Source organism: Enterobacter sp. FUJ80071 (assembly GCF_038739915.1).
GTDB lineage: Bacteria > Pseudomonadota > Gammaproteobacteria > Enterobacterales > Enterobacteriaceae > Enterobacter > Enterobacter kobei.
On record NZ_JBBXKH010000001.1, the window covers coordinates 39,797 to 52,504 of the forward strand.

Here is a 12,708-nt window from a genome sequence, read left to right on the forward strand (position 1 = left end):
TGCAGGTAACTTCTTTGCCCGGTGCGTTTTGCCGGGCTTTTTTGTTTTGTACGTCCTGCCTTTACCCCGCTTTACACTCTCCCTCCCCTGTATGCTCTACAGTATTTTTGCTGCCGCCTTTTGTGCAGCCTTAGAACGGAGAGCCTGCATGTTAACCCGACGATTATCCTGCCTTGCGCTGCTGATGGCGCTGGCGTCACCCGCAATGGCCGCGGATACCCCTTCCTACGGCGAAAAGCTGGAAGGTTTCGATTACGGCTGGCCGGTAAAACACTTTACCTTTACCTCGCAAAACCAGTCTCTGGATATGGCTTATCTGGACGTTAAGCCGGAAAAACCCAACGGTCGCACCGTGGTATTGATGCACGGCAAAAACTTCTGCGCTGGAACCTGGGACGGCACGATCCGAGCGCTGTCGGCCAGCGGGTATCGCGTGATCGCACCCGACCAGATTGGTTTCTGTAAATCCACCAAGCCGGAGCGGTATCAGTACACCTTCCAGCAGCTGGCGGACAATACCCATGCGCTGCTCGCATCCCTGGGTGTCGATCGCGTGACGGTTATCGGGCATTCGACCGGCGGCATGCTGGCGACGCGCTACGCGCTAATGTGGCCGCAGCAGGTGGAACAGTTGGTGATGGTCAATCCGATTGGGCTGGAAGACTGGAAAGCGCGCGGTGTGCCGCATATTACCGTCGACCAGTGGTACCAGCGCGAACTGAAAGTCAGTGCCGACGGTATTCGTCAGTACGAGAAAAACACCTACTACGCTGGGGAGTGGAAGCCGGAATACGAGCGTTGGGTGACCATGCTCGCCGGGCTGAACAACGGGCCGGGCAAAGCGCGCGTGGCCTGGAACTCGGCGCTGCTCTACGACATGATCTACACCCAGCCAGTTATCTACGAATTTAGTGAACTGAAGATGCCGGTATTATTGATGATCGGCACGAAGGACAACACCGCCATCGGGAAAGATCTCGCCCCGCCGGAGATCCGCAAGACGCTCGGCAACTATGCGGTGCTGGGGAAAGAGACGGCAAAACGCATTCCGCACGCGACGCTGGTGGAATTTAACGATATGGGTCATGCGCCGCAGATGCAGGATCCTGCGCGCTTCCACGAGGCACTGCAAAAGGGGCTTCAGCGCGGCGATCCGCTTTTAGAATGATTTTCCACCTCTTTTCACTACACTAATAGCATTTTGCCCGCTGTCGAGGCCTTGCGTTTCCCGCTATGATAAGCGGCTAGTCTGAGGAGAATGCATGGTCTGGATAATGCTGGCAACGCTTGCCGTGGTGTTTGTGGTGGGATTTCGTGTCCTGACCTCAGATTCCCGCCGCGCCATCAAACGTTTAAGCGAACGGCTGGGAATCACCCCAATGCCGGTTGAGTCGATGATCGATCAGTTCGGTAAAACAGCCGGGAATGAGTTTATCCGTTATCTTGAACGCCCGGACGAGGCGCATCTGCAAAACGCGGCGCAGGTATTGCTGATCTGGCAGGTCTGCATTGTCGACGGCAGTGAAGAGAACCTGCATACGTGGCACCGTCTGCTGCGTAAAGCCCGCCTGGGTGCGCCGATCACCGATGCGCAAATTCGTCTGGCGCTCGGCTTTATGCGCGAGATGGAGCCCGACCCGCAGGAGCTTAATGCCTTTCAGCTACGCTATAACCATCTTTTCCTGCCGGAAGAGGGCGTGTTTTACCTGCATTAGTTCTCCTTCCCGCACAAGATATTCTGAGCGTTGAGGATCTCCTCCCGGTTTTCATTGAGGCGGGTTGCCGCATAGATATCAATATTGAGTCGCTTTGCCTCATCATCCGTTAGCTCGCGGTAACAGAGCCCCTCCTGATTGAAGGTGCATTTTGACTGAGGTAGCAGCGCAAACCCTTTCCCTCTTGCGATACGACTTAGCATCACCAGTGAATCGTCTGGTTCTTTTATGCGCTTCAGCGGCGTTTTCAGCGTGTCAAAGTAGCTTTCACATTTGTCGTAAAACGACGGATTAGCACTTCTGGAAAACCAGAAAATCGGTAAATCACTGATATCGTCGAGAGCGACTTTTTCTTTCAGGCTTGCAGGGTGTAAAGAAGGCATTGCGATAAGGAGCGGCTCCTGGCAAACCCAACGGTACTGGACAATATCTTCATGACCTGTCCCTTTTTCCCCTGTTAGCACCAGATCCAGCATATTTTTGGACAAGCTTTGCAGCAGCTGCGCTGATGTCAGGTCCGGTGTTTCAACATCATCCCCGGCGTTCAGTTTTTGAAGCTGCCTATTCACCGGTTCAATATATTCAAAATTAAGCGTCCGGGTGAGTCCGATCCGTAAGGTGGTTTCAGAGGAGAGGGAATCCGTTTTCAGTTCACTGATTTCGCGAAGAATTTTCTCAGCTTTTACCACCAGTGCGCGCCCTGATTCAGTGAGGCTTACGTCGTGCGTATTTCGACTGAAGAGCTGACGCTTCAAAACGGCCTCAAGACATTTAATCTGCCGGGTCAGAGGGGGCTGCGTCATCCTCAGACGTTCAGCTGCCTTGCGGAAGTTCAACTCATGCGCGACAGCGAGAAAGCATTGCAATTGTTTGATACTGGGAAGGTTATTGCTGATTAAATGTTCTGCTGTAGCCATAACGATGATCCTGAAAAGCGAAAAGGTATTTTCGTTTTATTTTATCTTCTCAGATCTTACACGGGAACGTTTAAAATAAAAACCTAAAAAAATAGTAATACAAAAACTATATTACAAATTTAATAATTCCATTTGAGTACTGGATTGATAAATTTCTCATGCAATTTTGACTCATTTTCTCTAACGCGAAATATGGCATTTAAATTCTGTTAAAGGTCGTCCACGTAATTATCAGAACTAGCGTGTTTGGCAAGAGGGTTCTGTGTAGATGATTATATCTTGCTTACGAGATGCACAGCAGAAAAAATGGCTAATTATATAAACGATTATTGAGGTAAGTAATATGATTTCAGAGAAATTACCGCAAAATATGACGCTAAAGTCATGGCTCGCTTTAGTTATTCTGGCAATTTCAACATTCACCATCGTTACCACTGAACTTGCGCCTGTAGGGTTATTAACTCCTATTGCAGAGGGGCTCCATTCTTCGGAATCCGCGGTTGGCATGACCGTGTCTCTTTATGCGTGGGTAGGGGCATTAAGCGCATTGTTTGCCTCCGTGTTCCTGGGAAATGTGGCGAAAAAGCGTCTTTTGTTGGTACTCACCGTCGTTCTTATGATATCCAATATTTTGGCCGCCACGGTAAGCACTTACGGTGCTCTACTGAGTGCGCGCGTATTGGGTGCACTTGCGCATGGTGCATTCTGGGCAATGATTGGAGCGACTGCAGTAGCCATTGTTCCTGCCCGTTATATCGGTACGGCAACATCAATCGTATTTGGCGGTGTTTCTGCGGCAAGCGTGTTTGGTGTACCGGTTTCAAATTATATTGGCATTCATTTGGGCTGGAGACAGGCATTCTGGCTGATGGCAGCACTCAGCGTCGTGGCCTTTGTGGGCATTACTGTTCTTGTCCCGCAAATAAACAATAAAAGCGCGATGGGTATTGATGCTCTCAAAAGAGTGCTGAAATCGTCCACGCTGTGGAAAATTTACTTTGCCACGCTGCTTGCCGTTACCGCCCACTTTGCCGCATTTACCTACATTGAGCCTTGGTTACACATGCAGAGTTTACTCTCCGCTGCTTTTGTTCCGGCTGTGCTTTTAGTTTACGGCATCGCGGGTCTGGCCGGTAATTTCCTGACCGGCGTGTTGATTGATAAATATCTAAAGATGACGGTAGCTTTATCCGTGCTGCTTATCTGTGCGGTGCTGATCTTCCTCGGACGGTCAGGTTCCTCACTCTCTGTCGCGCTCATTTTCACTGCCATGGTTATCTGGGGCGTTGCGGTATCAGGAGTATTTGTCGGATTTCAGACATGGGTGTTACGTATGGCGGAAGATAAAACGTTTCCAGCCTCAGCACTCTATGTTTCGTTTTTCAATATCGCCATCGGTATCGGTGCTTCAGTGGGGGCCTGGATGGTGTCATCGTTCCCGGTCCCCCTTCTGTATATCGTAGCGGGCACAGCCATTGGCCTTTCCATCCTGCTTGTCGCGGTTATTCCTGCGAGCCTTACGACAAAACATTCTCGCGTGGAGAAATCGTACGAGTCAAATTAACGATTGTGCAAGGCACTGCTGAGAAATAAAAAAACGTGACTTTGTTAGCCATAAAAAACCGGGTCTCCCCGGTTTTTTTACGTTGTTGAGCGGAATATATCAGGCGTTCACACCTTTCATGCCTTCTTCCGAATATCGTTCCCCTTTAATTTCTATCTTCCGATGAATGTTGTTCAGCGATTCAACATCGCTTTTTTCCAGAATAACTTCCGCCGCATGGGCGTTTTCAGCCAGATAACGGGTATGCTTAGTGCCAGGAATTGGAACCAGCTTATCGTATTGTGCTAGCAGCCAGGCCAGAGCAATTTGCCCTGTAGTGCAATCGTATTTCTGTGCAAGCGGGGTAATTGCATCGAGCAACTGGCGATTATGATCAAGACTGGACTGAACAAAACGTTCGTTATTCTTGCGGAAATCACCCTCTGCAAAATCACTGTTGTTCAGGTATTTTCCGGTAAGGAAGCCTCTACCGAGAGGAGAGTAAGGGACCAGGCCGATACCCAACGCTTTCACAACCGGTAGAACGGTATCCTCAATATCACGCGTCCACAGCGAATATTCGGTTTGCAGCGCGGTGACCGGATGTACCGTATGGGCTCGCTGTAACGTTGAAGCCGACACTTCACAAAGACCAATGTGATTAATTTTACCTTCCTTAACGAGTGTGCTCAGGCACTCCATGCTTTCTTCGACCGGCGTTTCGTTGCTGACCCTGTGAAGATAAAAGAGATCAATCCGTTCAACGCCAAGCCGCTTAAGGGATTCGTTACAGCAGCGGATAATATAGTCGGGTGTGTTATTGATAGTGCGGGCATAGGACTCGTCAGGAGAGCGATCGATACCGCATTTCGTGGCAATTTTAAACTGCTCGCGAGTGCTTTTATCCAGCCCGGCAAGAAAGTGACCGATTAGCCTTTCATTATGGCCACGGCCATATAAATTTGCGGTATCAATAAACGTCACGTTCAGATCGATGAGGTTATGCAATACCTGCAGTGAGCCTTTGTCATCAGTCTGGCCATAAAATTCACTCAGACCCATGGCACCGTAGCCGACGGCACTGACGGTAAGATTTTGAGATAAAGTACGTGTTTTCATAGTTTCTCCTTTTCAGACGCTATGATTGTTTCACCTCAATTGTGGTTACTGAATTTTCATTTTCGTTATGCTGAAAAGGTATCAGTCACCGCCGATCTGCCTTCCGAATCATTAAAAACGACAAAAGTTGTCTAAACGTTAAATCCGTCACACTTTTGATGATAAACTGCGCGACTTTTCCGCACGTTTTTATCTTCAGGTGACGCCATGACAGAACATATCCAGCCTTCGACCAGACCGCAGACCAAAGAGGTTTCACGCCCCAACTGGTCGGCGGTTTTCTCCGTGGCGTTCTGCGTTGCCTGCCTGATCACCGTCGAGTTTCTGCCGGTCAGCCTGCTGACGCCGATGGCGCAGGATCTGGGCATTTCCGAGGGCGTGGCTGGGCAGTCCGTTACCGTGACCGCCTTTGTGGCGATGTTCGCCAGTCTGTTTATTACGCAGATGATTGGCGCCATTGACCGCCGCAAAGTGGTTATTCTTTTCAGCGTCCTGCTGACGCTCTCTTGCCTGCTGGTCTCCTTCGCGGAAAACTTCACCCTGTTGCTGCTGGGGCGCGCCTGTCTGGGACTGGGTCTTGGCGGTTTCTGGGCGATGTCCGCCTCGCTCACCATGCGCCTGGTACCCGCGCGTACGGTGCCGAAAGCGCTGTCCGTCATCTTCGGTGCGGTCTCCATCGCGCTGGTGATTGCCGCGCCGCTGGGCAGCTTCCTCGGCGGGATCATCGGCTGGCGTAACGTCTTCAACGCGGCGGCGGTGATGGGCGTGCTCTGTATTATCTGGGTATGGAAGGCATTGCCGTCCCTGCCGGGCGAAGCGGCGCATCACAAACAGAATATGTTCAGCCTCCTCAAGCGTCCGGGTGTGCTGGCGGGGATGACCGCCATCTTTATGGCCTTTGCCGGGCAGTTTGCCTTCTTCACCTATATCCGTCCGGTGTATATGACCATGGCGGGCTTTGACGTGGATGGTCTGACGCTGGTGTTGCTGAGCTTTGGTATCGCCAGCTTTGTCGGTACGTCGCTGTCGTCACAGTTCCTGAAACGTTCCCTGAAAGTGGCGCTGGCTGGCGCGCCGCTGGTACTGGCAGTGAGTGCCACGGTGCTGGTGCTGTGGGGCAGCGATAAGTGGGTCGCCTCGGCGATTGCGGTTATCTGGGGCTTTGCCTTTGCGCTGGTGCCGGTGGGCTGGTCGACGTGGATCACTCGCTCGTTGGCCGATCAGGCGGAGAAAGCCGGGTCGATTCAGGTGGCCGTGATCCAACTGGCAAACACCTGCGGCGCGGCGGTGGGCGGCGTTGCACTGGACCATCTGGGACTGACGTCACCGCTGGTGATTTCCGGTACGCTGATGTTGCTGACAGCGCTGCTGGTGGCCGGGAAGGTTAAGGCGAAGTAAACAAAATTTCCCCTCTCCCGTATGGGGAGAGGGTTAGGGAGAGGAGACATCAGGCTACGCCGATGCCTTAACCCTTCTACGCGAATCCATCGAAATCAACACCACCGACGACACGATCAACAGCGTCCCCAGCCAGTCCGGCAGGGTGAACGCCACACCCAGCAAAACCACCGACAGTAATGCGCTGCTCAGCGGCTCGGCGCAGCTCAGAATACTTGCCTTCGGCCCGCCAATCATTTGTGCGCCTTTCAGATACAGGCTAAATGTCAGCGCCGTACCGATTACCACCAGGTAGAAGAAGGCCAGCAGCAGGCCGCCGTCAATCACAAAGGTGGTCCCGCGTCCGGCGTAGAACGGCGTCAGCATGAGCCCGGCAATCAACATACTCCAGCCGACAATCGGCAGCGTGCCGTAGCGGGCAATAAGTGTTGAGGGATACGTGGTGTAAAACGCGGCGGCAAAGGCCGAGGCGATACCGAAGAACAGCGCGGCAGGGGAGATGGAGAGCGAGGTCGGGTCGCCGTGAGTCACCAGCAGGAAAGTACCGATCAACGACGTAAAAATCGCTGACAGGACAAACACGCCGGGACGCTTTTTCCGCGCCAGCGCAAACCAGGCCACGATAATGGTCGGTGACAGAAACTGCAGCACGGTGGCGGTCGCCGCGTTGGATTTTTCAATCGTAAGCAGGAAGGTGAGCTGCACGGTAAGCGCGCCAACCAGAGAGAAGAACAGCAGGCTGAGGGCATCTTTGCGATGCTTGATGACCGAGAAAATCTTGTCGCCGTGAACGAAAGAAAGCGTCAGCAGGATCACGCCGGTAAACAGCAGGCGAACCATGGTCAGGTAAGGCGAAGAAATGTGGCTTTTCTCCATGATGTACTGCGCGCAAACCCCTGAACTTCCCCATAAAACGGCGGCGATCAGGACGTTTAACATCCCTTTGCGTGTGGAACCCATGTTCTCCCCTGCTATGTTGATTTTTTTTGTAGCATAACATGGGATATAGCCGGGTGGCGCTACGCTTACCCGGCCTACAAGGTTTTGTAGGCCCGTGCAAGCGCAGCGCCGCCGGGCGAAACAAACGGCGCCGTATTAGAACCATGCCTCCCACATCGCGCCGACGTTGAAGTCGTCCAGCGTTTCGTCTTTGGTATTATTCACGCGGGCGGTGCGTTCGTTATCCACTTTGCCGCCGGTCACGTAGAAGCGCAGCATTGGACGGAACTCCGGACCCATGGCGATAGACATGTTCTGCGACAGGGTCAGCTTCCAGCCCTTGTTATCGCCGCCGTTGTCATAATCAACGTGCTGCCAGCCCGCTTCGAGCCAGGTGGAGTGAACGTCGTTCCACCAGTGCATTGGGCGCACGATGGCGTTGTAGTTCTTACGGTTGTCGGTCTTATCACGACTGTTGTCGTAGTCGTGGAAGGCGAGGATGTACTCTACCTGCGTGGCCTGGGTGAATTTGTATAACCCTTCGAAGCTGGCGTAAACCGTGGTCAGATCCTCGGTTTTGTTGAACACGCTGTTGTCCGCATTATCGGAGTAACGCGCGATCACCTTGTTCACGCCGCTGTCGTTGGTGTGGCTCAGCACCACGCCGCCCTGCCAGGCGTTCAGGCGCTCGTCGCTTTCAACCGCTTTGGAGTCAAAGCCGTAGTTAGCGTACAGCTCCATGTCGATCGGGCCGAGCTTCATGCCGTGAATTTTTGACGTCGCGGCGTAGTTGCCTTTGTCGCCCGTGCCGGAACCGCCGGTACAGGTGATGCGCGACGGGTTGGCTTCATCCTCCATCACTTCCGGGCTACAGGATTCCACTGCCGCCACGGCAGCGACGTCAAACTGCACGCCGCCGATGTCGAAGTTTTTCACACCGGCACCTTGGCCGTCGTGGTTCATCCAGAAGTAATCGTTAATGCCCTGCTGTGGACGCTGATGGAAGTCACGACCCGCCCAGAAATAGGCGTTCGGGTTGGAGGCCATAATGTTGGTCACGCCCGCGTAGGCTTTTTTCAGGTTAACTTCGTCGCCCCAGTGGTCGATCATCACGTTGATGTCCCAAATGGCGCCGTTATCACCCTTGAAGGCTTTAGAGAGCTGGAATTCCCCACCGTTGCCCTCGTTACCCAGACGACCAATCGCGGAGGCGCCGTTGTAGGAACCGTCCACCGCCACGTATTTCTGATCGGCGGCCTGGAAGTGCGCGCCGTAGCGGGCGTAACCGGTAAATTTCACCCCGAACGGGATCGCCATATCCGGGGATTGCGCCGCGCTTTGCGGCTCGGTCACCACGTCTGCCTTTTTCGCGACCGCCGAATCCATTTTGGCCTGCCGCTCGGCCAGCGCTTTGTCCACCGCTTTAGCCACAATGGCGTCGATTTGCTCCTGCGTAAATTCTTGTGCGAGTACAGAAATTGGGCAAAGCGCGGCGATAACCGCCATGGTTAATGGAAGTTTTTTAATCGTATTCATGGTTATCTCAATATAGTTTAATTTTATTCAGACAATAACCATCCCGCTCCGATCTGACAGAGTATGTCGCTATCATCAGAACAAGTGGATCTCTATTTAGGGTACAGAGGTATTATATTAATTATTTCGCCATAGACTATCTCTGATATAAATGAATAATTTCTTCGGATAATTCACGCGCTAATAAGGAGTTCATTAAATGATCCTGGGCATGAACCATAATTAAGGTCATCGGCTGGCGGCCTTCGCCAGCATCCTGCTCAATCAGTTTGGTTTGCATCTTGTGCGCCTGGCGCGCGTAGCCATCGGCTTCGCGCAGCAGACTTTTGGCCTCGTCAATGTTGCCCTGACGCGCCGCGTGCAGGGCTTCAAAGCACAGGCTGCGGGACTGTCCGGCATTGACGATAATTTCCATTACGGCTTCTTCTAGTGCGATCATCATCATTACTCTTGTTCAAAACTATTATTTAAGGCGGTGGCGGCAAACCACTCTCCGCTTTTCTTAATGGTGCGCTGCTGCGTCTCTACATCGAGCTGAATAAACCCGTAGCGATTTTTATACGCATTACACCATGACCAGTTATCAATAAACGTCCACATATGGTAGCCAAGACAATTGCAGCCCTCGCTAATCCCTTTATGCAGCCACGTTAAATGCTCAGAAATAAACTCGATACGGTATTTATCGTTAATCTGGCCATTTTCAATAAAGCGCTGTTCATTTTCGACACCCATGCCGTTTTCCGAAATAAAGCAGCGCGGGTTGCCGTAATTATCACGCAGGTTAACCAGAATATCGTAAATACCCGGCGCGTAGATTTCCCAGCCGCGGTACGGGTTCATCTTGCGGCCCGGCATTTCGTAGTTATCAAAGAACCACTCCGGCATAAACGGCGCCTGCGGGTTCACCGCGCTGTCACGACACTTAACGCGGCGCGGCTGATAGTAGTTCACGCCGAGCAGGTCGATTTTCCCTTCCGCGATCAGGGCGCTATCTTCCGGCTTACAGGCAGGCAGCTGATCGTATGCCTTCAGCAGCGCAACCAGCTCCGCCGGGTATTCGCCGCGCAGGACCGGGTCGAGGAAGCTGCGGTTAAACATCAGATCCGCAATGTGTGCCGCCTTCACGTCCGCCGGGTTTTGCGAGCGCGGATAGGACGGCGTCAGGTTTAATACGATGCCGATTTCCCCCGCGTAGTGACCGGCGCGGTAGGCCTGAACCGCCTTTGCGTGGGCCAGCACGGTGTGATACGCCACGGTGGCTGCCCGACGAAAATCCACCACGTTCGGATAGTGGAAGTCGTACAGATAGCCGCCTTCCACCGGCACAATCGGCTCGTTGAAGGTAAACCAGTGCAGCACGCGATCGCCAAACAGCTCGAAGCAAATCTGCGCATAGCGGGCGTATGCGTCCACGACTTCTCGGTTTTCCCAGCCACCGATCGCCTGCATCGCCATCGGCATGTCGAAATGGAACAGGGTAATAAACGGCGTGATGCCCTGTTCATTCAGCTCATCAATGACCTGATGATAAAAATCGACCGCTTCCGGGTTCACTTCTCCGATACCGTCAGGGATCAGGCGCGCCCAGCTAATCGAGGTACGAAAGCTGTTGTGGTTCAGCTGCTTTAACAGCTGAATGTCCGTTTTCCAGTGCTGATAAAACGTGGAGGTCTGCTGCGGCCCCACGCCGTTGTGAAAACGGTTTGGCTCGCGGGCAAACCAGTAATCCCACGTGGTTTCGCCCTCTCTTGCCCCTTCCGTCTGGAGAGCGGAGCTTGCGCTGCCCCACCAGAAGTTATCGGGAAATGCGTATTTCATGACCTTTCCTCTTTGACTTAATTGCTTGCGGTTTCGGCAGCACCGACGGTTGCCTGCGCTTTCTGCTCTTCGTTTTTCATCAGCGTACGCTCATAGGCACGCAGGAAAGGCAGATACATCAGCGCGGACATCACCATACACACAAGGCACATCACCACCGGGCTCAGCGCCCAGTTCGCCGCCCACGAGGCGCCAATCGGTGCCGGGGTGGTCCACGGGGTTAACGAGACGACCTGCGCCAGCCAGCCGAGTTTGGTTGCCGCATACGCCAGACAGGCGTTGATCAGCGGAACGCACACGAACGGAATGAACAGCATCGGGTTCATGATGATCGGCGCGCCGAACAGAATCGGTTCGTTGATGTTAAAGAAGCTGGGCACCACGCCCATTTTGCCGATGGTACGCAGATGGGTAACGCGGCTGCGCAGCAGCAGGAACGCCAGGGGTAACGTGGAGCCTACGCCGCCAATCAGCAGGTAGTGATCCCAGAAGCCCTGCAGGTATACGTGCGGCAGCGCCGCGCCGGCCGCCAGTGCCGCCTGGTTTGCCGAGAGGTTCGCCATCCAGAACGGGTTCATGATGCCGGTGACAATCAGCGAGCCGTGGATACCGGCGAACCAGAAGATCTGGCACAGCAGCACGGAGAGCAGAATAGCGGGCAGGGAGTCGGAGGCAGAGACCAGCGGCTCCAGCAGGTGCATGATCGCCTGCGGGATAATCATGCCGGTTTGCGCTTCGATGAACAGGTTCAACGGGTGCAGGGTACCGATCACCACCATCACCGGGATCAGGATCTCAAACGAACGCGCCACGCCGGTCGGTACTTCTTTCGGCAGGCGGATGGTGACGTTGTTCTGCTTCAGCCACGCATAAACGCGGGTGGCGTAGATGGCGGTGATCAGCGCGGTAAAAATGCCCTGGCCGGAGAGATACTGGGTCGAGATTTTACCGTCGGCATACGGCGCGGCGACCAGCAGGAAGGCCATAAAAGCCAGCAGGCCGGACATCACCGGGTCGAGGTTAAACTGGCGCCCCAGGCTCGCCCCAATCCCCACCGAGATGAAGAAGGTCATCACGCCCATGCTGAGGTTAAACGGCAGCATCAGCTGTTCGCGGTAAGTCTGGGAGAAATCCAGCCAGCCGCGCGCAAAGCTATTGGTAGTATCCGCCGAAAACGGCGGGAAGATGAACACCAGCATAAACGAGCCGATGATCATGAACGGCAGCGCGGCGGTAAAGCCGTCGCGGATAGCAATCACATACTTTTGCTGACCAAGTTTGGCGGCCAGCGGGGTAATTGACTGCTCAATCACCGCGACCATGGATTGATATAACGAACTCATGTGAACACCTTTTAGTGTGCCGCTTCGATGAGCGACAGAGCATAGTCCAGTACTTTATCGCCACGCTGCATGCCGTAGTCCATCATGTCGATGGGCTGGACCGGAATGCCTTTCGTAGCCGCCTTGTCTGAGAGTGTCTGTAACATGTATTTCACTTGTGGTCCGAGAAGCACCACCTGGTATTGCGGAAACTGCGTATCAAATTCGGAAACACCGTACGCATCTATTTTCACCGGCAAACCACGTTCTTTCGCGACATCGACCATTTTGCTGACCAACAGGCTGGTGGACATCCCGGCAGAGCAGCACAGCATAATCTTGAACATCGACAACCATCCTCTAAATGTAAAAAGTTATTGCGGGAATGATTGGACATT

At 53.4% G+C, this 12,708-nt stretch carries 12 protein-coding genes; 4 read left to right on the forward strand and 8 right to left on the reverse strand.

All coding sequences use genetic code 11. The features are described 5' to 3' along the window. The first annotated feature begins 148 nt into the window (after positions 1-148). On the forward strand, positions 149-1,168 hold the full coding sequence (locus AAER43_RS00200) for an alpha/beta hydrolase (RefSeq protein ID WP_050862790.1): 1,020 nt from the start codon (positions 149-151) through the stop codon (positions 1,166-1,168). Positions 1,169-1,262: 94 nt separating this feature from the next. Then, positions 1,263-1,715 carry a DUF1198 domain-containing protein gene (locus AAER43_RS00205; protein ID WP_045281345.1) on the forward strand — a complete coding sequence of 151 codons (453 nt, stop codon included), beginning with the start codon at positions 1,263-1,265 and terminating at the stop codon, positions 1,713-1,715. Here AAER43_RS00205 and AAER43_RS00210 read toward each other — a convergent pair. Next, positions 1,712-2,632 (reverse strand): LysR family transcriptional regulator, encoded by a 921-nt coding sequence (locus AAER43_RS00210; protein WP_048997365.1) that lies wholly within the window; start codon positions 2,630-2,632, stop codon positions 1,712-1,714. The genes AAER43_RS00205 and AAER43_RS00210 overlap by 4 nt on opposite strands. 343 nt (positions 2,633-2,975) lie before the next feature. Between AAER43_RS00210 and AAER43_RS00215 the strand changes: the two genes are divergently transcribed. Beyond that, a complete protein-coding gene (locus AAER43_RS00215) occupies positions 2,976-4,196 on the forward strand; it encodes an MFS transporter (RefSeq protein ID WP_023331695.1) in 1,221 nt (406 codons plus the stop codon). Positions 4,197-4,295: 99 nt separating this feature from the next. On the opposite strand, the gene AAER43_RS00220 is transcribed toward AAER43_RS00215, so the two are convergent. Continuing rightward, positions 4,296-5,294, reverse strand: a complete 999-nt coding sequence (locus tag AAER43_RS00220; protein WP_050862789.1) for an aldo/keto reductase — start codon at positions 5,292-5,294, stop codon at positions 4,296-4,298. 207 nt (positions 5,295-5,501) lie between these two features. Here AAER43_RS00220 and nepI point away from each other — a divergent pair, with 207 nt between their 5' ends. Beyond that, positions 5,502-6,692 carry a purine ribonucleoside efflux pump NepI gene (gene nepI, locus AAER43_RS00225; protein WP_050862788.1) on the forward strand — a complete coding sequence of 397 codons (1,191 nt, stop codon included), beginning with the start codon at positions 5,502-5,504 and terminating at the stop codon, positions 6,690-6,692. A gap of 54 nt (positions 6,693-6,746) precedes the next feature. Here the strand turns inward: nepI and AAER43_RS00230 are convergent, their stop codons facing one another. The 6 genes from AAER43_RS00230 to AAER43_RS00255 form a co-directional block, all read right to left on the reverse strand. Continuing rightward, positions 6,747-7,652, reverse strand: a complete 906-nt coding sequence (locus AAER43_RS00230; protein ID WP_014881941.1) for an EamA family transporter — start codon at positions 7,650-7,652, stop codon at positions 6,747-6,749. A 135-nt stretch (positions 7,653-7,787) separates the two neighbouring features. Next, entirely contained in the window at positions 7,788-9,167 is a 1,380-nt protein-coding gene (locus AAER43_RS00235) for a carbohydrate porin (RefSeq protein WP_050862787.1), read from the reverse strand. A 136-nt stretch (positions 9,168-9,303) separates the two neighbouring features. Next, positions 9,304-9,606 carry a PTS lactose/cellobiose transporter subunit IIA gene (locus tag AAER43_RS00240; protein WP_029741865.1) on the reverse strand — a complete coding sequence of 101 codons (303 nt, stop codon included), beginning with the start codon at positions 9,604-9,606 and terminating at the stop codon, positions 9,304-9,306. Between the two features lie 5 nt (positions 9,607-9,611). After that, on the reverse strand, positions 9,612-10,988 hold the full coding sequence (locus AAER43_RS00245; protein WP_057057778.1) for a glycoside hydrolase family 1 protein: 1,377 nt from the start codon (positions 10,986-10,988) through the stop codon (positions 9,612-9,614). A 17-nt stretch (positions 10,989-11,005) separates the two neighbouring features. Next, on the reverse strand, positions 11,006-12,331 hold the full coding sequence (locus AAER43_RS00250) for a PTS sugar transporter subunit IIC (protein WP_023331699.1): 1,326 nt from the start codon (positions 12,329-12,331) through the stop codon (positions 11,006-11,008). Between the two features lie 11 nt (positions 12,332-12,342). Next, entirely contained in the window at positions 12,343-12,657 is a 315-nt protein-coding gene (locus tag AAER43_RS00255; protein WP_014830072.1) for a PTS sugar transporter subunit IIB, read from the reverse strand. Positions 12,658-12,708 lie beyond the last annotated feature (51 nt).